Consider the following 23,609-nt stretch of genomic DNA (forward strand, 5'->3'; position numbering starts at 1 on the left):
GGCCTCGCCGCCCCGGTACGTCTACGAGGGGCAGTGGGGTACGGAAGGCTCCGGCCAGGGTCAGTTCATATTCCCGACCGGCGTGGCCGTCGGCGCCGGCGACGTCGTCTACGTCGTCGACTCCGGCAACAACCGCGTCCAGCACTTCACGGCGACCGGAAGCTACCGCGGCGAGTGGGGCACGGCCGGGGCCGGCGACGGCGAGTTTAAGAACCCGCTCGGCATCGCCGCCGCCCCGAGCGGGAACCTCTACGTCGTCGACTCGTTCAACCACCGCGTCCAATACTTCACCTCCAGCGGCAGCTTCCTCGGCAAGTGGGGCGCGGAGGGGACCGCCGACGGTCGGTTCAGATATCCCGAGGGGGTGGCCGTCGCGCCGAACGGGACCGTCTACGTGGTCGACGCCGGCAACAACCGCGTCCAGCGCTTCAACGCCGCGGGGAGCTTTCTGGCCAAATGGGGCTCCACCGGGACCGGCGACGGCAAGTTCCTCTTTCCGCGGGGCGTCGCCGTCGCCCCCAACGGCCGCGTCTACGTCGCGGACAGCACCAACCGCCGCGTCCAGTACTTCACCGCGGCCGGCAGCTTCCTCGGGAAGTGGGGTTCGTACGGGACCGCCGCGGGCCAGTTCACGCTGCCGGTGGGGATAGCGGTCTCGCCGCGGCCGTACGTCTTCGTAACGGACCGCCACCGCATGCAGTTCTTCACGCCGACCGGGAGTTACGTGGGCGAGTGGGGACAGCGGGGCGAGGGCCCGGGCGAGTTCACGGACCCGGTGGCCGCGGCGTTCCCCTCGGACGCGCGGGTTTACGTCGCGGACCTCCGTAATGCCCGCGTCCAGTACTTCGAATGTGGTAACCCGGCGGTGGTCCCGGCGTCGTTGGGGAGGGTTAAGGCGTTGTTCCGATAATCGTCGGCGCGAGAATATAAAAGGCCGCCCTTCCGGGCGGCCTTCGTTCAGGAGGGAGAAAGGAGATTAAGGGTTCGCGACACAAGACCCGAACGTGAAAGCGTACAAAGAGACGCCCGGCCGCGTCGGATGCAGCGATAACTCGCCGGCGTCGTACTTCTCGGCGTCGAGCAGCCGGTACATCTTGCCCACGGAGACGTCGACGTACGCCCGGCCGTCGTCGAAGGCGACGTCGGCGCCGGCATCGCTTTCCGCGAGCGGCTCGCCGTCCCTGTATACGTAGACGCGCGCCGTTTCGCCCGGCGGCGCCGCCATAACGGCGTTTATCTCGTTGGCTTTATAAGGTAACAAGAGGTAATTCTCGGCCGGCGCGTTATTTTCGCCTTCGAACGTCGCCTGTTCTTCGCCCAGGCGCCATTTCCCGCTTAGGTATAGCCGACCTTCGACGTGTTCGTCCTCGTCGGCGTACGAGCGCGCTTCGTCCCGCGCGACCGGCTCCACGTTCCCGTACCGGCCGCGGCCGTAGCCGCAGTAAAGCTCGGGCGTGCGGGGGTAGCAGAGGGCGCCCGGCGCGTCCGCGGCTCGAGCCGGCGCCATTACCGGCGGCAGCTCCGCGTCCGGGTACTCCTCGCGAACGAGTTTTTGCAGGAGCTCCTCGGTCTCGGCGTAGCCGCCCTCGCCGACGTGGTTGTAGATGATTTTACCGTCGCGGCTTACGATATATTTGCGAGGCCAATAGCTGTTGGTGTACGCGCGCCAAATTTCGTAGTCGCTGTCGAGGACGACCGGATACTCGATGCCGGACTCCTCCACCGCCCGGGCGACGTTGGCGCGGTCCCGGCCGAAGGAGAACTCCGGGGTATGCACGCCGACGATTACGACGCCGTAGTCGGCGTACCGCCGATGCCACTCCGTGACGTACGGCAGCGTGCGTACGCAGTTGACGCAGGTATATTCCCAAAAGTCGACGACGACGACGCGGCCGCGCAGCTCTTCCATCGTCAGCGGCGGCGAGTTGAGCCACCGCTCCGCGCCGTACGCCGGGAACTCCGGCGCGTATACGCCTCCGCCTTTATCCAGCGCCATATCGCCCCCTTTGCACGCGCCGACGGCCCAGAGCAAAAGGAGCGGTATTAAGGTTTTTCTCATAAAAGCCCACTTTTTAATTATATTATATATGATATATAAAGTCAAGTATATTACGAAGTAATTTTCGGTTTTTTCGGGATTATTTCGTCGGGGGGATTTAAATTTTGTAGGATAGAGGGTTTTGTTATGGGCGTACTATTAACAGGCGGTTTTGATTTGCGAGCACAAAGACGGTTCTCTGTAAAGATGTGGTCCGATTAAATTATAGTGAAACGCTGAGCCGCGGCCTTTTCGTTTGCCTCGGCGGCTACAATGTGATATATAATATAAAGAAAGTGCCATAATTTTGGGCCACGCAACGTCACCTCGGAGGTTAGTTATGAAGGCTAAGGGACTAATACTGATTACCGCGGCGTTTTTCCTCGCCGGCGCCGCCGGCGCGGCGTACGAATACGCGGGTAAGTGGGGCTCGAGCGGCTCCGGCAACGGCCAATTTACTATGCCCCACGGCGTCGGGGTTGCGTCGAGCGGTAACGTCTACGTCGCCGATACTGGCAACTACCGCATCCAATACTTCACTTCGACAGGCTCGTTCCTCGGCAAGTGGGGCTCGAGCGGCTCGGGCAACGGTCAATTTAACGCGCCGTTGGGCGTCGCAGTTAACCCGAATACCAATCACGTCTACGTCGCCGATAGTGGCAACAACCGCGTCCAATACTTCACCCCGACAGGCTCCTTCCTCGGCAAGTGGGGCTCGGGCGGCTCGGGCAACGGCCAATTCATAAGCTCCACCTGCGTTGCGGTCGCTTCGAACGGTAACGCATACGTGACCGACATGGGCAACCACCGCGTCCAGTAAGTACTTCACCTCGAGCGGGAGCTACCTCGGCAAGTGGGGCTCGGCCGGCTCGGGCGACGGCCAATTTAATATGCCCTGGGGCATCGCAGTTACCCCCTCGAGCGGTAACGTATACGTAGTCGATAGTGACAACCACCGCATCCAATACTTCACCTTGACGGGCTCCTTCCTGGGCAAGTGGGGCTCGTTAGGCTCGGGCGACGGCCAATTTAATATGCCCTGGGGCATCGCAGTTACCCCCTCGAGCGGTAACGTCTTCGTCGCCGACCGTAACAACTTCCGCATTCAATACTTCGCCTCGAGCGGGAGCTTCCTCGGCAAGTGGGGCTCGTACGGCTCGGGCAACGGCCAATTTAATGGCCTCGCGGGCGTCGCAGTTACGCCGGACGGCGCGTACGTTTACACTGTCGAATATGTATACGCCCGCATCCAATATTTCTACGACCGATACGTCGGCGTAGCGCCCGCCTCCCTCGGCCGCGTGAAGGCGTTGTTTAGGTAGGGGCGAGGGGCCAGTCGCCCACGGCAAGGGGCTTAAGCCCCTTGTCCGCGAATAAAAGTACGGGCCGGCCTTCAGGTCGGCCCGTTTTATTACGAACGGGCGGCGGCCAGTTTAAAAATCCCGACGGAATCGCTATCGCTTCTAGCGGTCGCGTTTACGTTGCCGATCAGTTAAGAAATGACCGGGTGCAGTACTTCCGCGAAGCTAACCCGGCCGTGACGCCCGCCTCCCTCGGTAAGGTTAAGGCGTTGTTTCAATAACTAAAATTCGGGTGAAACGTAAGGCCGCGGCCTTTGACCTTTACGGAGCCGCGGCTTTATTGTATACTTCGCCGATTAGGCGCCGTTTATGAAAATCCTCCATCGATACGTTCTGGCCGAGCACGTCGGGCCTTTCGTCTTCGCCGTCTTTACGGCGACGTTCGTCTTGCTCCTCGCGCGCATCTTCAAGATGATGGAGCTCATCATCTCGAAGGGCGTGGACGTGTTGACGGTGGGCGAGCTCTTCTCCTACTTTTTACCGTCGCTTTTGGCGATGACGATCCCGATGGCGGTGATGGTGGCGTCGCTTATGGCCTTCGGCCGCCTGTCCTCCGACAACGAGATAACGGCCCTCAAGAGCGCCGGCGTGAGCCTCTATCGGCTTGTCTGGCCGGTACTCATCGCGGGCCTCGCGATGGCGGTGGGGATGTACCTCTTCATCGACCGCGTCGTCCCCGCCTCCAATCTGCGCTTCAAGGACCTCATGCTCTCCATCGGGATGAAGCGTCCCGACCTCGAGCTCAAGGAGCGCGTCTTCATCCAGGACTTCCCCGGCTACGAGCTGTACATCGAGAAGATGGACGACCGGACGGGCGAGATGCGCAACGTCACCATATTCCAGATGGAGGGGGGCCGCCTTAAAAGCACGATCGTGGCCGACCGCGGCCGCGTCGCCTCCCGCAACGTGCGCGGCCTCGTCGTCCTGGAGCTCTACGACGGCGAGATGCACGAGGTCTCGTCCGACGCCCCCGATACCTACCGGCGACTCCGGTTCGACAAGCAGGTCGTCAACCTGGAGTTCGAGTCGGAGCTGGTCCGCACCGCCCACGCCGCCAAGGGCGACCGCGAGATGACGACGACCGAGATGCGCGCCGCGGTAAACAAGCTGGCCGAGGGGATCGCGATGACGCGCGCGGAGGGGACGGCTACGTTCGTCGAGGAAAAATACCAGCTGCAGCAGATGGAGTTGCTCGAGCGCCGCAGGAACGAGTACCTGGTCGAGATCTACAAGAAGACCGCCATACCGTTCGCGTGCGCGGCGTTGGTCCTGGTGGGGGCGCCGATGGGCGTAATCATCCGTCGCGGCGGCAAGGGCGCGGGGTTCAGCTTTTCCATCGGCTTCTTCCTCTTGTATTACATTATGCTCCTCGCCGGCGAGGCCTTCGGCGACCGGGGCATGATGCCGCCCTTCCTGGCGATGTGGCTCCCCAACATCCTGCTCACGGCGTTCGGCGCCTGGCTCTTGACGCGCGCGGTCCGCGGTATGGTGTCGTTCGCGTTCCTCCGATTCCTCGACGTCCGGCGGTGGCCCGTGGTCCGAAGGGTTTTGAAAAAGCGGCGGCCGCGCTGGGCGCGCGAGGATGAAGCCCGCTCCGCGCCGGAGGGTAGCCGGTGAAGATAGGGCCCCGCATACTCGACCGCTACCTGTCGCTCGAATTCTTTCGGATGTGGTTCACCGCGCTGCTGGCCTTCGTCGTGATCTTCCTGGTCGTGAACCTCTTCGAGAAGGTCTCGAGGTTCCTCGAGTACGACGTGCCTATGGGCGTCGTCGTTAAATACTACCTCTTCATGATACCGTACATCGTTAAATGGATGAACCCCATCGCGGTCCTGCTGGGGGTCCTGTTTTCGTTGGGGACGCTGTCGCGCAACCTCGAAATCACGGCTATGACCGCCGCGGGGCTCAGCCTGCGGCGGATAATATTACCGGTTATCGTGCTCGGCCTGGCCATAAGCGGGGCGGTATTCGTCTTCGGCGAAACCGTGGTGCCGTACGCCGATACCCGTAAAGAGGAGATCGAAACCGTTTACGTGAAGAGGTTGCCGTTGTTGAAAACCATCCGCCGCATCAACCTGGCCTACCGCGGCAAGGAGGGGCGCTTTTATTACGTCCGCGTCTTCGACGGCATACGCAGCCAGATGCGCGACATCCGCATCATCGAGAAGTCGGAGGCGGGGGAGCTCCGCCGCCTAATCGTCGCCCGGGAGGCGGTGTGGCGGGGCGACCGGTGGCAGTTCCGCAACGGCTCGGTGCGCACTTTCCGGGCAACGGGCGACATTTCCATATCGTATTTCGACAAGGAGTATTTCGACGTCCCGGAGACGCCGGCCGACTTCATGCGCGAAGAAAAAAGCCCCGAAGCGATGAAGTTTAAGGAGCTCACAACGTACATCTCCAACTTGGAGTCGTCGGGCGTAGGCGCTACGAAGGAGCGGGTCGAACTCTATTTAAAAATATCGGTCCCCTTGGCAAACTTCATCGTCATCTTCCTGGGGGCGCCGCTGGCGCTGCAGAGCCATCGCGCCGGCCTGGCGTACGGCTTCGGCCTGGCGATCCTCCTTGGTTTTATGTTGTGGGGCGCGCTGGCGGTAGGCCGGGCCTTCGGCCAGAACGGGACGCTGCCGCCCTTCCTGGCGGCCTTCCTCCCCGACGCCATATTCGGCGTGATTGGTTTGGGGATGCTCTACCGGGCGCGGACGTAACTTATGACGCACGTGCGGGAAATCGCGACCGTTATCGGCAACGACGCCGACGGCGACGCCCGTCTCCTTCGTCTCGGCGCGCCCCGCATAGCCGCCGCCGCGCGGCCTTTCCAGTTCGTCCTAGCCAAGGTCCCGGCCGCGGGATTCCTACTGCGTAGGCCGCTCTCGGTCTTCGACGCCGGCGGCGACGAGATCGAATTATTAATAAGGCCCGTCGGCGAAGGGACCGGGCGGCTTTGCTGCCTGGCCCCGGGCGAGGGTTGCGACCTTGCGGGCCCGTTCGGCCGCGGGTTCGACGCCCCCGGGGGTTCCGTCTTCGTCGCGGGCGGGATAGGCATCGCGGGGTTGTTCTTCGCGTTGGCGACGGCGGCGCGGTCGGGGCGCAAGGCCGAGCTGGTATACGGCGCGCGGACCGCGGCTCAATTGCACGCGAAGCGCCAAATCGGCGAGTTGAACGTCGATGCGACCTTCGTAACCGAGGACGGCTCCGGCGGCCTGAAAGGTTTGGCAATCGAGTACATCCCGGGAGTCCCCTCGACGGGAACGAAATTGCTGTCGAGGGCGTTGGAAGAGGATTTACCTCGCTACGCTAAGGCCGTGATAGCCTGCGGCCCCCGGGCGATGTACGCCGCCCTCCGCAAGGTGCTCGGCGACGACGCGCAGTGGTACGCCCTTATGGAAGAGCGGATGGCGTGCGGCGTCGGTGCGTGCCGTTCTTGCGTCGTACCCGCCCGCGAGCCGGCCGGCTCGTACGTGGCCGTCTGCGAGGAGGGGCCCCTCGTCGACGCGACCGCGGTCGACTGGGACCGCCTCGGAGACGAAATTTGAGCGCCGATATCCGAATCGAAGCCGGCGGCCTCGAGCTCGCGACGCCCGTCATCCTCGCGTCGGGTTGCGCCGGTTACGGCGACGAGTGGCTCGGGCTCGTAGACCTCGACGCCGTGGGCGCCGTGGTATTGAAGGGCGTTTCGCTCGAGCCCTGGCCGGGCAACGCGCCGCCGCGCGTGGCGGAGGCGCCGGCCGGCGTAATCAACGCCGTGGGGTTGGAGAACGTCGGCCTCGGCGCCTTGGTTCGCGAAAAGCTCCCGGCCCTCGGCGGCCTTCCGTGCAAGGTCGTCGCCAACGTCGTGGGCAGGGACCGGGACGAGTACCGCGACGTCTGCGCGGCGCTGGCGGCCGAGAAGCGCGTCGACGCGCTCGAGCTGAACGTGTCTTGTCCCAACGTCGGCGCCGGGGGGATGGCGTTCTGCGCCGACGCGGAAGGGCTCCGCGAGCTGGTGCGCGATTGCCGCGACGTCGCGGGGAAGCCGCTGTGGGTCAAGCTCGCGCCGATGGTAACCGATATAGTCGCCGTCGCCCGGGCCGTGCTCGACGGCGGCGCGGACGCCCTCACCATAGCCAATACCGTCCCGGCGATGGCGGTGGACGTGGACCGGCGTCGCGCCGTCCTGGGGAACGTCTACGGCGGCCTTTCCGGCCCGGCCGTCAGGCCCATAAACTTACGGCTCGTCCACCTCGTTTACGAGGAGACCGGCGCCGACATTATCGCCTCCGGCGGCGTCGACGGCTGGCGAGCGGCCGCGGCCTATATCCTCGCCGGCGCCCGGGCGGTCCAGGTGGGGACGGCGTTGTTCGACAACCCGGCGGCGCCCGCCGAAATAGCGGCCGGTTTGAAGGAATACGTCGAGCGTGAGATGTTCGACGGCTTGAGCTTCCTGGTGGGGAAGTTGCGGGGAGACAGGAAGTAAATGCCCGAACTCCCCGAAGCCGAGACCATCGCCCGCGGCCTCGAGTCGTTGATACGAGGCCGGCGTCTGCTGGGCGCGCGGAGTTTTACGAAAGGTATATGCGAACGGCGGGGGAAGTACCCCGTCGGCGCGCGCGTAGCCGCCGTAGGCCGCCGGGGCAAGAAGGTCCTCGTCCACTTCGACGACGGGACCACGTTCTTGGTATCGCTCGGGATGAGCGGCCAACTTCGCCGCCGCCCGAACGGCCCTATGCCGAAGCATGCTCACATTATTTTAAAATTCGAAGGATTGGACTTGCTTTACGTTGACCCGCGGCGGCTGGGGCGCCTGACGCCTTCCCGCGTCGCGACGACGATGCTCGCGCCCGCGGCCGAGGTCGCGCGCTGGTGCGACGGCAGGTTGGGACCCGACGCCCTCGACGTTTCCTGGCCCGAGTTCCGCGCGCGCCTCGCGTTGCGCCGCGGCGCTTTCAAGCCGTTGTTGTTGAACCAGAGGGTAATCGCCGGCGTCGGCAACATCTACGCGGACGAGGTCCTCCACCGCGCCGGCGTCAACCCCAAAGCGAGGCCGGTCGACCTCTCGGCCGAACGGTTGCGCCGCGTGCACCGCGCCACGCAAAGCGTACTCAAGAAAGCAGTAAAGGCTTGCGGTACTAGCTTTCGCGACTACGTCACGCCGACGGGGGCGAGCGGCGATTTCGGCAACTCCCTCGCCGTCTACGGCCGCGAGGGTCGGCCCTGCCGTAAATGCGGCTCGCCGATTAAACGGTTGCGCTGGCCTCCCGGCCGGAGCACATATTATTGCCCGTCGTGTCAACCGGAGCCGGACGCGAGATGAACCGTTACGCGTACGTCGCCGCCGTATCGTCGGCGTGCCTATTGGCCGGCTGCGCCCGCGTCGGCGTCCCGCCCGGTCGCGAGCGCGTCGGGGACGACGAGCCGCCGCGGCTCAAGAAGGTCGAAACCGTGGACGCCAACCACCTCGAGATTTACTTCTCCGAGGGGATGGATGCGACGACGGTGCGGGAATCCGGCAATTATTCCGTCGTGGACGAGGCCGGCGGGGCGCTGGACGTGGAGGCCGCGGTCGTAACCCGGGCCGACCTGGTAACGTTGATTACCGCCGACCAGCAGGCCGGCGTTAAGTATACGCTGGTCGCGCGTAACGTCGCCGACGCCTCGGGCGGCAACCGCATCGAACGCTACAACAGGAAAACTTTTAAAGGGTCGGAAAGAAAAGACGATAAGCCTCCGGCCGTGGCGGCGACTTTCCCGGCGGACGGCGCCGAACAAGTGGGCCTGTTTCCCGAGATAACGGTCGAGTTCACCGACGTTATGGCGCCCGTGGCCGACGTCGCCGACGCGCTGGAGCTCTACGACGACCTGGGCGCGGAGCTCTCCGGCGAGGGGGGCTTCGAGGAACAACTCCTCCGCTTCCGGCCCGGGCGCCGGCTCGACTACGCGACGCGCTATACCGTGGTCGCCAAGGACAACGCGACCGACCTCGCCGGCAACACGCTCTACCGCGAGAGCCGGTTCACGTTCGTTACGCTCGAGGATACGGAGGAGGCGTTAATTTCGGGCCGTGTCAGCATCCTCGAGGAGGGCGTTTCGCCGGCCGGCGTCGAGGTCAGGCTGTCGCTTTCGCCGGACCCGGTCGCGGAGGGCGCGCGGCTCGTCGGCTATGCCCGGGCGGGCGAAGACGGCGATTTCGTTATGCGCGGCGTGCCGCCGAATTCGGAATCGCAGGCGAGTTATTATTTGGTCGCCGCAACCGACGAAGACGGCGACGGCGTCGCCGAGTTCGTCGGCGGTTACGGCTTCTCGGCCGGGAAGGCCGCGGCCTTGCCGACTATTCTCGGCGGTGAAAAGCTCGAGAACTTGGAAGTCGTGCTTAGCCGCGCCGACGTAGAGGGCCCCGAGGTGACGGAGGCGCTTCTGTCGCCGGACCCGACGGGAGGCCAACCGGCGTGCTACGTTCGCGCGTCCTTCGCCGACGCGGCGGGCTCGTTCGTCGCCGGCGCCGAAGTCTTCTTCGACGAGATATGGTCCGACGGGACCGGCGTTGCGTTGTACGCCTTGGGCGCCGACTGGAATACGAGCCCGGTTGCGACGGGCGAGCGCTACGTGTCCGACCTCCCCCGGGCGGGCGTTAAGAAGAAGGGAAGGCACGTCGCGTACGTCCAAGCTAGAGACGCCGCCGGTAACTGGGGGGACTTCTTCGAGTTGCCGTTCGAAGTAACGGACCCGCCCAAACCCGCGCGCACCATCGAGGGTACGGTTGGGTTCGAGATGTTGCCGGCGGAGGGGGCGTTATTAACCGCCACCGTAGAAAACGGAGACGCGCCCCGTGCCATCGCCGTCGCCGATAAGACCGGGCGGTTCAAGTTGGAGGACCTGGCCGCCGGGAGGTACGTCGTCGCGGCCACCCTCGACGAGGACGAGAACGGCCGGTGGCGGAAGGGCGAGCCGGGGGGCGTGGGCGCCGGTATCGTCGACGTTTCGACGGCTTCGGCTCGAGACGTCGATATCCGGCTGACGTACGGGCCGTCGTTGTCGTCGGCCAACGCGCGCCTCCACAACTTCGCCGCGGGCCCGGGGGGCGAGGCGCGCGCGGTGCTCACGATATCCGCGGCGGCGCGCGACCGGGACTTGGACCTGGAGCGCGTATGGGCCGTACTCCCGGGAGGCGAGGAGGTCGAGCTCGCCGACGACGGCGGGCCGCCGGACGCCGCCGCGGGCGACGGCGTCTTCACCTTCAGCCGCGAATACGTCGGCGACGAGCTCCCCGCGCTGGCGGGAGGCGAAGTGACGGTTTGGGCGGAAGACCGCCGGGGCAACCGCGTTCGGGTGACGGCGGCGGAGTCGCCCGGGTTGGCGCTCCGGAAGCTCGAGCCGCCCCCGGCCTTGGTGCTCGATACCGGCGTCGACGCGCTCGAGGTGTCCTGGGAACCGGTGGAAGGCGCCGCGGGCGGGTGCGTCGTGTTCCTCGTTCCCGCCGACCGGGTGGACCGCTTTACGGCGCCGGGCACCGGCGAAGTCTATTCGAATTTCCGGAACCCGGTGTACGGTACGACGTTGAGGATCCCGTACGGCGCTATAGAGGATTGGTGGGCGTACCCGGCCAAATCGCGCTTCGTCATATTCCTGGTCGCGAGCGCGGGCGACGGCGACAGCTATCAAGCCTCGGACAAGGCGCTAAGTAGCATAACGTGGTACAAACCGGTGCCCCGGTGAAACTTGTTGGCGGCAAAAGCTCTTATTTAAGGTGCTTTATGTAATGCCGAATTTAGGGATTTATTTTTTTTATTAGTGAAGGCAAAAAAGCCTTGATTTCGAATTGAGACTATGTTATGTAAAAAAGGAAAAGGTCTTTACGCAATGATTTTTGTATAAGGAGGCATAAAGTGAACGGGATTATTAAAAATTGGGTTATAGGCGCGTCAATAACCGCCGGGCTTTTATTCATATCTTGCGGAGACGAAAACGGGGAAGGACCTGGCGGCCCGGGCGGCGGCGTAGGGCCGGCTTACTTCGTCGTGGGTTACTGGAACGATTTATTAATTTATGACGAACAATTCCGGGAGAAACAGTCCGTTGAACTCGACGTGTTTAAAATAACAGTACTCGAGTTCGATAGAGAAAACCGTTTGATTTGGGTTTTAGGTTGGTGCAAAAATGATAAGTATAAAGTTTATACTTTTGATTTGAACCTCAGCAAAATAGCGGAAGTAAGTTTTACGGACGATATGATCTCGGACCTCAGTTGTACCCCTTATGGCGGAGGGCGGGCGTGGGTCACGAGTTCGTCGCGTGCCGGGTCCAAAGTTCGGCTGCTTAATTCTAAATGTAAAATATTAACGACCGTCGCTCTTCCTGAACTGGGTTACCTTTTTTGCGACGCTTTAAGTAAACCTACGAGCGCTAACGCGGACGGTTCTCTTTGGGTCCAGGTAGAGGAGAAGAGCGGTTGGTATCATAATAAGGGTATAAGGTTGTCTGAATCCGGGAAGATACTCGCGGAGACGCCTATTTTCGGTAGCTGGGGTTCGACCCTCCCGGCCCAAGACCTTGCCCCGGGAGGCGGTAAAAACTTGTGGGTTAATTGGCAAAGTGGGACCGTATGGAAGTTCGACGGGGCCGGTAAACGGGTCCTCGAAGTCGGCGAGAAATTCTACCCCACCGTGCATTTGACGGCTGACGCTTCGGGCGGCGTGGGAGGAACGCCTCATTCGGAGTATTTTTATTATTGCTCGGCTTCGGGTAGTATTTCCAAATCTAAAAAACTCTCGAATAATATAGACGGCGTCGTTACTTACGACCCTAACGACGATGCTTTCTACGGCTTTTGTAGAGTGGAAAACGAGGAGACTAAATACTATTACTATAAATTTGATTCCAAATGTAAGGTTATGGCCGAGGGCTACGTCAATACCGATTTCCGATACCCAGGCGAAGGTTACCAAATTTTTATATTGGATTATTAACGGCCGATTATTATTGCTAATAGGGGAATACTTAAGAGCCTGGGAAAATCGTATAACAAGCTTAATGTCGACGGGTTTAAATTACCGTCTTGGCCCCGCGTTTAAAGTGGGGCTTTTTTATATGAGTTATATATAAACCGCTTTAGGTTATGCGGGTATGACGCGAAATTCTCTTGGCGTACCCTTTGCAGTTATGCAGCAAGAAAATGCCGGGCCGTTCTTTTGGCCTTGCGGCGCCCCGGTTAATATATTATTGTATCCTGATTTAAATAGTGGGCATCAAAAGCGAGGCTGGCTATGGAAGCGGTCAACGTCAGGCCAATGGAGCAGAGCGACCTCCGCGCCGTTTGGCAGCTGGTCCAAAATAACAGACCCGAGTCCGCGCCCCCCGGGTGGCCGGCCGGCAGCCTCGAGCTCCAGCGCATGGCGTTCCTTCACCCGCGCGCGTGCCGAGAGGGCTCGTCGGTGGCGGAAGTGGGGGCCGAAGTCCGCGGCTCGCTCGTCTTCCATAATTACCGGGAGGAGGGAAGCGCGACGATTTGCCTTATCGCCGTAGATGAGCGCGCGCAAGGCGTCGGCGTCGGGCGGGCGTTGTTGGAGGCTTGGGAAGCGAACGCCCGGGCGCTGGGCCTTAAGCGGCTTTACGCGCCGGAAATGCCGGAAGAGGACGCGCGGTTTATCCGGTTCGCCAAAGACTTCGGCTTGAAGGAAGTGGGTAGGACCGTGTCGTGGGTGCGGGGCGACGAGCCGATGGAGGCGCCCGAAGACGAACATATCGTCCCGCTTGTCAACGTGCCGCTGAGCGAAGTTACGGGCGCTTTCAACGAGTGTTTCCCCGAGATGCCGCGCACGCAGGACGACCTGCACGCGCTCGTCACGCAGTCCCAGTGGGGCCCGTGGGCTTCTTTGGCCTATGCGGAAAACAACCGCATACTGGCGTTCCTGTTCACGACCGACCGCGAGGGCAATCCCTATATGCAGCACGTCGGGACGCGGCCCGAAGCCCGCCGCCGCGGCCTGGCGCTGAAGCTTTTAAAGCATGCGCTGCACGTCTTGCGGGAGGGGGGCGCCCGCGTAGTCGAGTGCGAGGTCCCAGAAGAGAACGTGGCCGCGGCCGAACTGGCTGCTTCGTTCGGCATGAAGCCGGGGCGTCGGCGCGTGGCGTTGGCGAAAGAATTGGTCTGAATTTAACGCCTTTTAGCGGGCGATATGTAAGCGAAAATCCGACGCTGAAAGGTGGTCGTCAAATCTAAAAAAAGGACGCCGCACGGAATACGTATTACTTCAACGCGGGAGCGTACGCTATGGACTATCGGGACGAAGTGGCCGGGAAGCGCCGGGGCATAATCGATTGGATGATGAAGTACGTCCCGGGGTATCGCGGCTACGCCGAAAAGGAGACCAGGCGCGAGGCCGACAAGCTCTTGCGCGAACACCTCGCCGGCCGGTTGCGGGGCGGCCGCGACAAGCTCCGCGACGTCCGCGACAGGCTCGTCGACGAGGCGAAGCTGGATAACCTCGACGACGTCGACCGCGTCGACCTCATCTTCGAGACCGTCGTAGACCGGTTGGCGTTCGCGTCGTACGGCTACGCCGGCTTCTTCGACGCCGCGCGCGTGGACGAGGAGGCCCTCGACCGCCTTTACGAGTACGACGAGGAGCTGGCGAAGGCCGTCGACGGCATCCTGGCGAAGGCCGAGGCCGTCGCGGCCGCGGGCGACGACGTCAAAAAACCCCTCGACGAGCTCAAAGCGGAGCTCCGCGCGTTCGAGGATAAACTGGACAAGCGCAAAGATACCATCCTGGGGGTGAGCTAAGTGGCCATATTCGACGTTATCGAGTCTATGGACATGGGCCCCGACGCCATCGTGCAGCGTTGGCCCGCGGTCGGCTCGGGCGAGATCAAACTCGGCAGCCAGCTCGTCGTGCGCGAAAACCAGTGGGCCGTATTCTTCCGCGACGGCAAGGGCTACGACGTCTTCGACGCCGGCCGCCACACCCTCACCACCGGCAACGTTCCGCTGCTCATCGACTTCGTCGGTAAGCACATCACCGACGGCAGCCCCTTCAAGACCGAGGTATATTTCGTAAATAAGCGTCCCATCCGCGACCTGAAATGGGGCACCGCGGAGCCCATCATCTTCCGCGACAAGGACCTGGCGATGGTCCGCCTCCGCTCCTTCGGCATCTTCTCCATCCGCGTTACGGATCCGATGTTCTTCGTCAATAAGGTCGTGGGTACCGAGGGCCGGCTGGAGACGCGCGACGTCGAGGGGTTCCTCCGCGCGATGATCGTCTCGCGCATGCAGGACGTGCTGGGCGAGGTCCTGACGACGGTGCTCGACCTCGCTTCCAAGTACGACGAACTGGGCGCCGCGATGAAGAGCCGCGTCCGCGACGACTTCGGCAAGTACGGCCTGGAAATCACGGACTTCTACGTCAACGCCATAACGCCGCCCCCCGAGGTCCAGAAGGTAATCGACGAGCGGACCGGCATGGCCGCGGTCGGCGACCTCAACCAGTACTATCGCTTCAAAGCCGCGCGGGCGGTGGAGAAGGCCGCGGAGCAGACCGGCGGCGGCGCCGGCGAGGGTATGGGTATGGGCGTGGGCCTGGGCATGGGCATGTCCATGGCGCAGATGATGGGAGGCGCGATGCGCACCACCACCGAGCAGCCCTGCCCCAAGTGCAACCAGCCGATGCCGACCGGTTCCAACTTCTGCCCGAGCTGCGGCAATAAAATCGGCCTGCCCGATGAGACGCTCATCATCTGCCCGGAGTGCCGGGCGGACAACCCGGCGAAGGCCACGTTCTGCGCCTCGTGCGGCAAGGAGCTGCCGGTTTCGGGTCACTGCCCGAAGTGCGGCGAGGCCATGGACGAAGCGGACAAGTTCTGCCCCGAATGCGGCGAGAAGATGAAATAGGGTAAACCGTTTTCGAGTTTTAAAGGCCGCCCGCGGGGGTGGCCTTTCTTTTTAAATAAACCCCTTGAGGGGTAGTATTATATGGGCATATTATTCGGGGTAGGCAACGAGGATGGTAGGGGCGACTGGCCAGTCGCCCCTACTTCGGCCGCCCGCTCGGGCGGCTTTTTCACGTTGAAAAATTCCCTTGACAAGGAAGGCCGTTTAGGTATATTATTTAATTGAGGTAACGAGGAGGGTAGTATGGCATATCGGGAATTAAATCCAACCGGCGCGCCGTTCGCGGCAGCGGCGGTTTTATATTTTCCGTAAAGAGGTGTAGGTCATGACTAAGAAAATAGGCTACGCGGTGCTGGCGGTTTTGGTTATCGTGCCGTATTACGGCTTCGGTTGGACGTTGTCGTCGTCGCTGGCCGGCGGCGCGGCCGGCTTTTCGGTTATGCGCCTTGACGGCCCGAGCGGAAGGGGTTATAATTTAATGAAACCTATGGAGAACGTTACCGTTCGTGCGATATAAGGAGTTCGTTATGAACGCACGATTTAAATGGGGTATTTACGCCGTCGCGGCGCTGGCCGCGGCGCTTACGTCGCAGGCGGCCGCGGCGTCCGTCGTCAGTTCGTTCAGGATGACGGGCGCCGGAACGCCGGAGGCGACCGGGATATATCGCGATTGGACGTACGTATACGGCATCTTGTATTCCGCCGGCGCGGATTATCTGGTGACCTATACGCCGGCCGGTTCGGTGGTGCGTTCGGCGACGTTGCCGCGGTCGGATGCGCCGCGCGACGCGGACCACAGCACGTTGGGCGGCGGCTACGTCGACGTCTTCGATTTCGGAAAGAAGATGCTCGTGACGTACAAGAAGAACGCCGAATTCGTGAGTGAGAAGCCGCTGCCGTCGGATACGACGGCCTACGCTTACATTCCGGGTTCGTCCAAGTACTTCATAGCCCGTGACGAGATGGTCTTCCGTTATACCACCAACGACGTACTCGTCAACAAATTCTACGCGGGCGGGTACATCGGCGGCCTGGCCGCCGCGCCCGTATACGACGGCAAGAACGGCGAGTACGTAATTATCGGCCGGTCCGGCGCGGGCGGCTATTCGTACGTTTACACCGGCGGCGGCTCGCTGGTGGATTCGTTCGTCGTACCGGGTTCGGGTACGTACGCCTCGGTGGTAGGCCGGGCCGAGCCGAAGGAATCCCAAAGGGCGTACTGGTGCATCCAACGAATCGGTACCGGCCGGTGGGCTTACCAGGTCGACGTCGGCGGTACCGCGCCGGCCGTCGCGCCGGCGTCGATGGGGAAGGTCAAAGCCATCTATCGTTAACGCGTCGAAATCGACGCCGGGTATCCGGAATTAAGGGGTTGAGGTGATGACGAGGAAGGCGGGTATAGTGGTCGCGGCGGCGGCTTGCGCCGCGGCGTCGGCGTTCGGTGCGGTCGGCGACGTTATCAGCTCTTTCCCCTGGCCGAACGCCCGCGACGCTTATCGCGACGGCGATTACGTCTATTGCGTCGTCGGAACCAATACGCTGCGGCGGTACGCCGTCGGCGGCTCTCTCGTGGGGACCGTGCCGCTCGGCGGCCTGACCGCCGCGGGCGACGCGGACCACTGCGTCGCCGGCGCGGGTCGCATGACCGTACTGGGCGGGAGCAACCGCATATTCGAATACCACCTTTCCAACGGCTCGTTGATAAGGTCGTACGCTGCGCCGCCCAGTACTACCGGGTTCGCGTATTGCCCCGGCGTCGCCTATTACTACGTACACAGCGGCGCGGACGTCCGCCGTTATACGACGGCGGGGAGTCTGGTAAGCAGCTTTACGGTTAGTTATTCCGACGGGCCCATCGCGGCTACGGACCGCTTCCGGGACCGGGCCGGCGACTACGTCGTCGTGGGCTCAAGGCTCTCTTTCTACGCCACGGTCTATACCGGTACCGGTTCTCTGGTGCGGAGTTTCGTTTTACCGGCGGTGACGTACGGCTGCGTCTGCGGCCCGGGCGCGCCCTCCACCCGCGGTACGACCTATTGGTGTAACTTGCGTATGGGGACCGATTTCTACGCCTACCAGATCGACCTCGGCAATACGAACGTGGCGCTCGAGCCGGTGTCTATAGGGAAAATTAAAACCCTCTACCGTTAGCCTTTAATAGATGACCCCGTTCAAACCGCTGAACCGTAAGGGATGCGGGAGATGAAAAAGGGAATTTTTGCGGTTATTGCGGCCGGCGCGGCCTTGAGCGCTTCCCCGGCCGCCGCCGCCGTTGGCGACGTCATAAGCTCGTTCGCCTGGTCGGGCGCCCGCAACGTCTATCGCGACGCCGGCTACGTTTACTGCGTGGCCGGCGTTAATACGTTTCGGACCTATACGGTCGGCGGGTCCTTGGTCCGCACGGTGTCTCTGAGCGGGTTGACGGACGCCGGCGACGCGGACCATAGTCCGGCGGGGACCGGCTACTTCGCCGTTATTGAGCGCTCGAGCGTCATATACGAATACGCGGTTTCGAGCGGTTCGTTCGTGAGGTCCATCGCCGCGGGCCCCGGTACGCTGGGCGGCGGTTACTTCCCGGGAAGCGCGTACGTCTACGTACATATAAACCCGTTCGTACTCCGTTTAACGACCGCGGGGAGTTTGGTGGGCTCGTTCGTGGTGAGCTATTCCGCGGGGCCGCTCGCGGCGACGAATCGGTTCGACGGCCGGGCCGGCGACTACGTAATAGTAGGGGCGCGGACGTCCGGCAATACTATGGTCTATACCGGCGCGGGCTCCGTGGTGACCACTTTCAACGTTCCGGGGACGACGTACGGCTGCGTCTGCGGCCCGGGCTACCCGTCCACCCGCGGTACGACGTACTGGTGTAATATCGGCGTGGGCTCGAGCCGGTACGCTTACCAGGTCGACCTCGGCAACGCGACGGCCGTCGCGCCGGCGTCGGTGGGGAAGGTTAAGGCTTTGTATCGCTGAGTTCACATTAATATGAATATAAGGGGGTAGAGAGATGATTGCGGTACGTTTATTTTTTTACGGCGCGGCGTTAATTTTAGTCGGGGCCGTACCCGCGTTTTGCTCGTTGGGATCGGTGATAAGTTCTTTCAAGGTAGCCGACAATAGGTTCGTCGACGCATACAGCGTAGGCCGGGACGCGACGTACGTTTATTACATTACGAAAGACCGCCCAACGCCTGGCTACAGGTTGACCTACCGTTACCCGGGTGGCGGCGGCGGTAGGTCGTTATGGATCTACGGTTTTCCCGCGAGCCACGGCGACGCCGACCGCAGCGTCTTGGGTTTCGGTTACATAGCCGACATCTACCAAGAAGGTAGCGGCCCCCAGACTGTTACGGACTTCGACATTAGGACCGGCTCGGCCGTGGCGTCATGGGCGCCGTTGAGTAGCATGCAGGGTTACGCGTACAACCCCGCCCGCCGCATCCGGTACGTTGGGATTAGCAACTACGTGTACCGGTATAATATGCGGGGGAGTTTGCTCAGTTCTTTCGGGGCACCCATAGGTATATCGGGCCTTGCCGCTCCGCAGGAGTTCGCAGGAAAGCCGGGCGAATACATAATCGTTACTAGAGGCAATTATTGGTACGCGTTTACCGGTCAAGGAGTCGAAGTCGCCCGGGTCCTGTTTCCTTGGGAGTTTTCCGGTATCTCTACCAGCGCTTGCGGCCCCGGTTACCCGCCGGCGTACGGAAATACGCTGTGGTGCTTGGCGACGGTTAAATTGGCGGACGTCTACGTATGCCAGTTATACCTCGGCAACGCCACGGCCGTAGCGCCGGCGTCGGTGGGGAGGATAAAGGCGTTGTATCGTTAGCTTCGCATAGCGTAACGTTAACAGGGGTTCCAAAATGAGAAGGCCGAGGTTTGGCTTAGTCGTAGTACTTATAGTTCTAACCGCAGCGGCCGCTAACGCCGGCGTGGGCTCGGTGATAAGTTCGTTTCGTATGAGCGGGGATAACGAACCGTATGCAGTCGCCGTCTACCGGGATGCGAACTTCGTTTATGGCGTTTTACAATACGGCCCTTCCGGCGAACACGAGTTCGAACTATCTACGTACGCTCCGGATGGTTCGGCCTTGGGCTCTATCCCGTTGAGTTGTACGCCGGGATGGGCCAATTGCCGCCTTGATTGGCTCAACGACGCGGACCACAGCGTATTAGGCGACGGGTATTTTGGGATAATCGGCGTGGGTAAATCTTTTCCCCCTTTCGGTTTAGATTTTAATATTAAAACCGGTTCTATCGTGGGGAGTTTCCCGACGTCTCCGTACGCTAGGGCTTACGCGCATATTCCTGGTGGAGCATATATTTACGTAGGTCAATCCTATCCAAGCAATATTTTCCGCTTAACGACGTCCGGGAGCCTCGTTAGTTCGTTTAATCCACGTGACGTATGCGACCTTTTGGCGGCGACGGATTACTTCAAAGGCCTAAACGGCGCGTACCTTATATCATACGGCGGCGGCAGCGGGTTGTACCACCACGTTTATACTGACGCCGGGTCATTGGTAGGCTCTTTCTGGTTAGGGCCTTTCAGTATGACTTTCGCCGGCGTTTGTGGCCCGGGTTACCCGTCGTACTACGGCACAACGTATTGGTGCATTAGTTGGGGGAGCGGCGGCTTATGGTGTTACCAGATAGACCTCGCCAACCGCGTCGCTGTCGCGCCCGCTTCGGTGGGGAAGGTTAAGGCCCTTTTCAGGTAAATTATCCGGTTAAATAAGCAGCCGGCCTTCGGGCCGGTTTTTTCGCAACTATTTTCAATATATACCTGTATTTATGAATATAGTATTAATAATATGAAGATTTATATGAAATACATTCATTTTGATATTGACTTATGGAAGTTATTATGTTAACGTTATACCAGAATAAGGAGGTGACCGGTTTGCCGACGTTACCCGAGAATTGTCCGTTTTGCGGGGGCGCCATAGACGTTACGGCGTTCGCGTGCCGCGATTGCGACGCCGCGGTCGAGGGCCGCTTCGCACCCAACAAGCTGGCCGCGCTCGACGGCGCGCAGGCCGAGTTCGTCCTGGCGTTCGTACGCAACCGCGGCAACATCAAGACGCTCGAGCGCGAGCTGGGCGTCTCGTACCCCACGGTGCGCGCCCGCCTCGACGACGTTATCCGCGCGCTGGGCTTCCGGGTCGCGGAGGACGCCGCCGCGGCGGAGGAGACGCGTGCCCGGCGCGCCGACGTGTTGGCGGCGGTCGAAAAGGGCGAGATGACCGCAGCCGAGGCCGCCGACGCGCTCAAGAAGCTCTAATCGTAGAATCCCAGGAGGAACGATGGCCGAAGACGAGAGGATGGAGATCCTAAAAAAACTCGAGAAGGGCGAGATTAGCGCCGCCCGGGCCGAGGAGATGCTCGAGGCGCTGGACGCCGGCGTCGACGTCGAACCGCCGGAGGCCAAGGCCGAGGGCAAGGTGGTAACTGATATTACGGAGTGGTCGCCCGAAGGCCCCATCAGCGAGCTGAAGCTCAGCAGTTTCATCGGCGACGTCGTCGCCCGGGCGGGCGAGCAGACGTTGGTGGTCGCGACCGTCAAAGCGCGGGCGAAGAAGGCGGAGGAAGCCAAGAAGCTCTTCGAAAAGGTCGAGCTGTCGTTCGACGAGAAGGATGGGAAAGCTTATGTCAAGGTCGACATGACGAAGAGCATCCTCGAGCTCTTCCGCGGCGCCAAGGTGTGGGTCGACTTCGACGTCACCGTTCCGGCGGACGTCGCGTTCGTCGCCTCGTACGGTACCGGCAAACTTACCACCGAGGGCATCGCGCGCGTGGGGGCCAACGGCGGGAACGGCAAAGTCGAGACCGACGCCGCGTACGTCGACGTCAATCTGGGCAACGGCAAGGTCCTCAGTCGCGGGGCCCGCGAGCTCGACGTCAACGGCGGCAACTTAAAGGTGTCCGTCGACGCCGCCGACGCCCTTGAGAAGTTCCGTTTCAACGTCGGCAACGGCGCGGTGGACCTGAAGCTGGAACGTTTGCCGGAGAACGCCGACTACGCCATGAACTTCGGCAACGGCAAGGTGTCGGCCCGGTTCGGCCGCAAGCCGACCGACTGTTTAATCAAAATCGAGTCGGTGGCCGGCAAGCTGGATACGGACCTGCCCTTCGATAAGAAGGGGACGACGATGGTCTACGCCGACGGCGAGGCCCGGGCCAACGTGAGAATCAACGCCGCCCATAGCAAGGTCGAGATAAAGGTCAAGGAGGATAAATAATGGTAACCGCGGAGCGTTTGAAAATATTGAGGATGCTCGAGGAAGGTAAGATAAAAGCCGACGAGGCGGCGCGGCTCCTGGAGGCCGTGGGAGAAAGCGGCGCGGAAGCCGAGGCGGCCGCGGCGACCAAAGGCCGCGGCAGGACGCTCCACGTCCGCGTCTTTCGCGGCGACAGTGAACGCCCCAACGTGGACGTCAACATCCCGCTCAGCCTCGCGAAGTGGGCGTTGAAGTTCGTCCCCGCGGACGCCAAGGCGCGTATGGGCGATAAGGAGGTAGACCTCGACGAACTCGGTACGCTCCTCGACGAGGGCGTCGGCGAGATAATAACGGTCCACGACGAAGATAAGGACGAACGCGTCGAGATCTCGATAAAATAACTAAGGAGGGGTGCCGCGAAAGAAACCCCGGCCGCGAGGCCGGGTTTTTTACGGCTGCGATTTTATCGCACTATTACCATCCGCTTGGCGGCCTCGTCGTCGCCGGCCTCGAGTTTGTAAACGTAGACGCCGGGGGCGAAGTCGAACGCGAGCTCGAGCACGTGTTTGCCGGCGCTATAGTCGCCCCGCGTCCGGTATACTTCGCGGCCGGCGAGGTCGTAGACGCGGAAGGACGCCGTGCCGGCGCGCGCCAGCGCGAACGCGACCGCGGTCCGGCCGTACGTCGCCGGGTTGGGGTAGTTCTGGCCCAGCGCGAACGTGGCCTTGACCGCGCCGGCGGTGCGCTCCACCGGTCCGGTAATCCGGTAGTGGCCGCTCGGACTTAACGCCTCCAGCCAGTAGCGGTACGTCGTCGCCGGGACGACGTCCGTATCCGCAAAGGCGTACGGCGGGTCGCCCGTGAGCGGGGTATCGGTTATTTTCGCTCGTCCGGGCAGGCCTTTCGTCTCACGGTACAGGTTGTAGGCGGCGGCGTGGGTTTCGAACGCGGGGTCCCAGCTCAGGACGAGCCTACCGGGCTCCGCGGCCGCGGCGAAGTTCGTCACGCTCAAATCGCGGATAATGCGGTCCATCCCCATCATGCACAGGTACGACGTGACCCAGGTATGGTCGCCTGTTTCGCTGCCGGCTTGCGAGGGGGGGATGCCGCCGTCGTCGTCCGTATCCTGGGCGACGAGGTTAGACGCGATTTTATCGAATTTAGACCAGTACGAGTCGTCGCCCGTCGCGTGGTAGCAGCTGTGGTGGCCGAACATATACCACGCGTTCCACGCGTTGTCCCACGAGCCGGCGCTGGGTTCCACCAGCGTTTTGAGGTACGGCCCGTGTTTTACCATCCAGGACCGCTCGTCGCCCGGGTGCTCTTGGAAGTAAGAGTTGTGGAGGCCCCATATCGCGGCGCCGCCCGACATGGCCCAGCTATTATACCCGATGCACCAACCCGGCGCTTCCTCCGCCAGCGATTTAACCTTCGACGCCAGCGACAGCGCTACGACCTTCAGGTCGGCGTCGCCCACGTCCTCCGCGTATTCGTAGAGGTTGCCGACGGCCCACGCCGTGCATAAGTAGTTGGTCAGGTACGAAATATTCTCGATTTCGATGGGGTTCTCGGCGACGAAGCGCGCGCACGTAAGGCCGTAGTTTTTACGGGATTCGTCGCCGGTCGCCCGTCGGTACATCATCTCGGCGCGCATGCCCCAACCGCAATTGTAGATCCGGTAATATTTAGAGGCCGGGTTTTCCCAACCTTCCTCTTCCCACGCCGGGTTTTTGTTTATATAAATCCAGGAGCGCGCGACGGCGTCGTCGTACTTGCGGCTGCCGGTGAGCTGACGCCACCGCGACCACACCCAAACCGACTCTTGGGTGTTATCGGTCTGGATGATTTCGGGCATGTTCTCGCCCTCGCGGATGCCGCCGTAGTTCGGGTCGTTGGGGTCTTTGACCTGCCAGTACTCGATGAAGGCGCACGCCTTTCCGAAAACCGCTTCGGCGTCGTATTCTTCGGCGCGGGCGTCGTAGCCCAGGCGCGGCTGGAGCGGCGGCCCGGGCGGCCGGGCCAACTCCTCCGCGGTCCAAAATTCGGTGGCGAACGCGGCCGTCCCGACCGCGACCGCGGTTAGCGTTATTGCCAGGTTGTTTTTAAACATAACGGGTTCCTCC

The 23,609-nt window shown here is 61.9% G+C and carries 24 protein-coding genes; 22 read left to right on the plus strand and 2 right to left on the minus strand.

The window, feature by feature from the left end; all coding sequences use genetic code 11:
• A partial coding sequence (locus VMX79_05260; GenBank protein ID HUV86502.1) for a hypothetical protein occupies positions 1 to 910 on the plus strand: 910 nt, incomplete at its 5' end.
• Between the two features lie 66 nt (positions 911 to 976).
• Here the strand turns inward: VMX79_05260 and VMX79_05265 are convergent.
• Positions 977 to 2,059, minus strand: a complete 1,083-nt coding sequence (locus VMX79_05265) for a redoxin family protein (protein ID HUV86503.1) — start codon at positions 2,057 to 2,059, stop codon at positions 977 to 979.
• A 319-nt stretch (positions 2,060 to 2,378) separates the two neighbouring features.
• Here VMX79_05265 and VMX79_05270 point away from each other — a divergent pair, with 319 nt between their 5' ends.
• The 21 genes from VMX79_05270 (at position 2,379) to VMX79_05370 (ending at position 21,887) form a co-directional block, all read left to right on the plus strand.
• Positions 2,379 to 2,858: a hypothetical protein gene (locus tag VMX79_05270; GenBank protein ID HUV86504.1), complete on the plus strand. Its 480-nt coding sequence runs from the start codon at positions 2,379 to 2,381 to the stop codon at positions 2,856 to 2,858.
• Positions 2,859 to 2,928: 70 nt separating this feature from the next.
• Positions 2,929 to 3,360, plus strand: coding sequence for a hypothetical protein (locus tag VMX79_05275; GenBank protein ID HUV86505.1), 432 nt, complete (start codon positions 2,929 to 2,931; stop codon positions 3,358 to 3,360).
• Positions 3,361 to 3,401: 41 nt separating this feature from the next.
• Positions 3,402 to 3,620 (plus strand): hypothetical protein, encoded by a 219-nt coding sequence (locus VMX79_05280; protein HUV86506.1) that lies wholly within the window; start codon positions 3,402 to 3,404, stop codon positions 3,618 to 3,620.
• 88 nt (positions 3,621 to 3,708) lie between these two features.
• Complete coding sequence (locus VMX79_05285; GenBank protein ID HUV86507.1) at positions 3,709 to 5,016, plus strand: LptF/LptG family permease; 1,308 nt, start codon at positions 3,709 to 3,711, stop codon at positions 5,014 to 5,016.
• A complete protein-coding gene (gene lptG, locus VMX79_05290; GenBank protein ID HUV86508.1) occupies positions 5,013 to 6,104 on the plus strand; it encodes an LPS export ABC transporter permease LptG in 1,092 nt (363 codons plus the stop codon). Before VMX79_05285 ends, lptG begins: the two co-directional genes overlap by 4 nt.
• Before the next feature lie 3 nt (positions 6,105 to 6,107).
• Positions 6,108 to 6,932, plus strand: coding sequence for a hypothetical protein (locus VMX79_05295; protein HUV86509.1), 825 nt, complete (start codon positions 6,108 to 6,110; stop codon positions 6,930 to 6,932).
• A complete protein-coding gene (locus VMX79_05300) occupies positions 6,929 to 7,852 on the plus strand; it encodes a dihydroorotate dehydrogenase (protein ID HUV86510.1) in 924 nt (307 codons plus the stop codon). Before VMX79_05295 ends, VMX79_05300 begins: the two co-directional genes overlap by 4 nt.
• Positions 7,853 to 8,689 (plus strand): bifunctional DNA-formamidopyrimidine glycosylase/DNA-(apurinic or apyrimidinic site) lyase, encoded by an 837-nt coding sequence (gene mutM / locus VMX79_05305; protein HUV86511.1) that lies wholly within the window; start codon positions 7,853 to 7,855, stop codon positions 8,687 to 8,689.
• The gene (locus VMX79_05310) at positions 8,686 to 11,088 is read left to right on the plus strand and encodes an Ig-like domain-containing protein (GenBank protein HUV86512.1); all 2,403 of its coding nucleotides are present in this window, start codon (positions 8,686 to 8,688) and stop codon (positions 11,086 to 11,088) included. The genes mutM and VMX79_05310 overlap by 4 nt, the downstream gene beginning before the upstream one ends.
• Positions 11,089 to 11,258: 170 nt before the next feature.
• Positions 11,259 to 12,338, plus strand: a complete 1,080-nt coding sequence (locus VMX79_05315; GenBank protein HUV86513.1) for a hypothetical protein — start codon at positions 11,259 to 11,261, stop codon at positions 12,336 to 12,338.
• Positions 12,339 to 12,635: 297 nt separating this feature from the next.
• Positions 12,636 to 13,523 carry a GNAT family N-acetyltransferase gene (locus VMX79_05320; GenBank protein ID HUV86514.1) on the plus strand — a complete coding sequence of 296 codons (888 nt, stop codon included), beginning with the start codon at positions 12,636 to 12,638 and terminating at the stop codon, positions 13,521 to 13,523.
• A 119-nt stretch (positions 13,524 to 13,642) separates the two neighbouring features.
• Positions 13,643 to 14,155 carry a hypothetical protein gene (locus VMX79_05325; protein HUV86515.1) on the plus strand — a complete coding sequence of 171 codons (513 nt, stop codon included), beginning with the start codon at positions 13,643 to 13,645 and terminating at the stop codon, positions 14,153 to 14,155.
• Complete coding sequence (locus VMX79_05330; protein ID HUV86516.1) at positions 14,156 to 15,262, plus strand: SPFH domain-containing protein; 1,107 nt, start codon at positions 14,156 to 14,158, stop codon at positions 15,260 to 15,262.
• A gap of 325 nt (positions 15,263 to 15,587) precedes the next feature.
• A complete protein-coding gene (locus tag VMX79_05335; GenBank protein HUV86517.1) occupies positions 15,588 to 15,779 on the plus strand; it encodes a hypothetical protein in 192 nt (63 codons plus the stop codon).
• Between the two features lie 10 nt (positions 15,780 to 15,789).
• Positions 15,790 to 16,596 (plus strand): hypothetical protein, encoded by an 807-nt coding sequence (locus VMX79_05340; GenBank protein HUV86518.1) that lies wholly within the window; start codon positions 15,790 to 15,792, stop codon positions 16,594 to 16,596.
• Positions 16,597 to 16,642: 46 nt separating this feature from the next.
• Positions 16,643 to 17,413: a hypothetical protein gene (locus tag VMX79_05345; protein HUV86519.1), complete on the plus strand. Its 771-nt coding sequence runs from the start codon at positions 16,643 to 16,645 to the stop codon at positions 17,411 to 17,413.
• Positions 17,414 to 17,464: 51 nt separating this feature from the next.
• Positions 17,465 to 18,235 (plus strand): hypothetical protein, encoded by a 771-nt coding sequence (locus VMX79_05350; GenBank protein ID HUV86520.1) that lies wholly within the window; start codon positions 17,465 to 17,467, stop codon positions 18,233 to 18,235.
• A 106-nt stretch (positions 18,236 to 18,341) separates the two neighbouring features.
• Positions 18,342 to 19,094 carry a hypothetical protein gene (locus VMX79_05355; protein HUV86521.1) on the plus strand — a complete coding sequence of 251 codons (753 nt, stop codon included), beginning with the start codon at positions 18,342 to 18,344 and terminating at the stop codon, positions 19,092 to 19,094.
• A gap of 1,074 nt (positions 19,095 to 20,168) precedes the next feature.
• Positions 20,169 to 20,549 carry a DUF2089 domain-containing protein gene (locus VMX79_05360; protein ID HUV86522.1) on the plus strand — a complete coding sequence of 127 codons (381 nt, stop codon included), beginning with the start codon at positions 20,169 to 20,171 and terminating at the stop codon, positions 20,547 to 20,549.
• Positions 20,550 to 20,571: 22 nt separating this feature from the next.
• Positions 20,572 to 21,507, plus strand: a complete 936-nt coding sequence (locus VMX79_05365; protein HUV86523.1) for a hypothetical protein — start codon at positions 20,572 to 20,574, stop codon at positions 21,505 to 21,507.
• A complete protein-coding gene (locus VMX79_05370) occupies positions 21,507 to 21,887 on the plus strand; it encodes a hypothetical protein (GenBank protein HUV86524.1) in 381 nt (126 codons plus the stop codon). Before VMX79_05365 ends, VMX79_05370 begins: the two co-directional genes overlap by 1 nt.
• Before the next feature lie 62 nt (positions 21,888 to 21,949).
• Here the strand turns inward: VMX79_05370 and VMX79_05375 are convergent, their stop codons facing one another.
• On the minus strand, positions 21,950 to 23,596 hold the full coding sequence (locus VMX79_05375; GenBank protein HUV86525.1) for a T9SS type A sorting domain-containing protein: 1,647 nt from the start codon (positions 23,594 to 23,596) through the stop codon (positions 21,950 to 21,952).
• Positions 23,597 to 23,609: the final 13 nt, after the last annotated feature.

The organism is bacterium, from assembly GCA_035529855.1.
In the GTDB taxonomy this organism is placed as follows: Bacteria; RBG-13-66-14; B26-G2; order WVWN01; family WVWN01; genus WVWN01.

What these genes read in the sequence shown, in the direction of transcription:
- VMX79_05350 (HUV86520.1), top strand. Translation starts at nt 17,465, where the DNA reads ATGAAAAAGGGAATTTTTGCGGTTATTGCGGCCGGCGCGGCCTTGAGC.
- VMX79_05275 (HUV86505.1), top strand. Translation starts at nt 2,929, where the DNA reads ATGCCCTGGGGCATCGCAGTTACCCCCTCGAGCGGTAACGTATACGTA.
- VMX79_05365 (HUV86523.1), top strand. Translation starts at nt 20,572, where the DNA reads ATGGCCGAAGACGAGAGGATGGAGATCCTAAAAAAACTCGAGAAGGGC.
- VMX79_05270 (HUV86504.1), top strand. Translation starts at nt 2,379, where the DNA reads ATGAAGGCTAAGGGACTAATACTGATTACCGCGGCGTTTTTCCTCGCC.
- VMX79_05320 (HUV86514.1), top strand. Translation starts at nt 12,636, where the DNA reads ATGGAAGCGGTCAACGTCAGGCCAATGGAGCAGAGCGACCTCCGCGCC.
- mutM (HUV86511.1), top strand. Translation starts at nt 7,853, where the DNA reads ATGCCCGAACTCCCCGAAGCCGAGACCATCGCCCGCGGCCTCGAGTCG.
- VMX79_05340 (HUV86518.1), top strand. Translation starts at nt 15,790, where the DNA reads ATGAACGCACGATTTAAATGGGGTATTTACGCCGTCGCGGCGCTGGCC.
- VMX79_05285 (HUV86507.1), top strand. Translation starts at nt 3,709, where the DNA reads ATGAAAATCCTCCATCGATACGTTCTGGCCGAGCACGTCGGGCCTTTC.
- VMX79_05345 (HUV86519.1), top strand. Translation starts at nt 16,643, where the DNA reads ATGACGAGGAAGGCGGGTATAGTGGTCGCGGCGGCGGCTTGCGCCGCG.
- VMX79_05295 (HUV86509.1), top strand. Translation starts at nt 6,108, where the DNA reads ATGACGCACGTGCGGGAAATCGCGACCGTTATCGGCAACGACGCCGAC.
- VMX79_05335 (HUV86517.1), top strand. Translation starts at nt 15,588, where the DNA reads ATGACTAAGAAAATAGGCTACGCGGTGCTGGCGGTTTTGGTTATCGTG.
- VMX79_05265 (HUV86503.1), bottom strand. Translation starts at nt 2,059, where the DNA reads ATGAGAAAAACCTTAATACCGCTCCTTTTGCTCTGGGCCGTCGGCGCG.
- VMX79_05310 (HUV86512.1), top strand. Translation starts at nt 8,686, where the DNA reads ATGAACCGTTACGCGTACGTCGCCGCCGTATCGTCGGCGTGCCTATTG.
- VMX79_05370 (HUV86524.1), top strand. Translation starts at nt 21,507, where the DNA reads ATGGTAACCGCGGAGCGTTTGAAAATATTGAGGATGCTCGAGGAAGGT.
- VMX79_05325 (HUV86515.1), top strand. Translation starts at nt 13,643, where the DNA reads ATGGACTATCGGGACGAAGTGGCCGGGAAGCGCCGGGGCATAATCGAT.
- VMX79_05375 (HUV86525.1), bottom strand. Translation starts at nt 23,596, where the DNA reads ATGTTTAAAAACAACCTGGCAATAACGCTAACCGCGGTCGCGGTCGGG.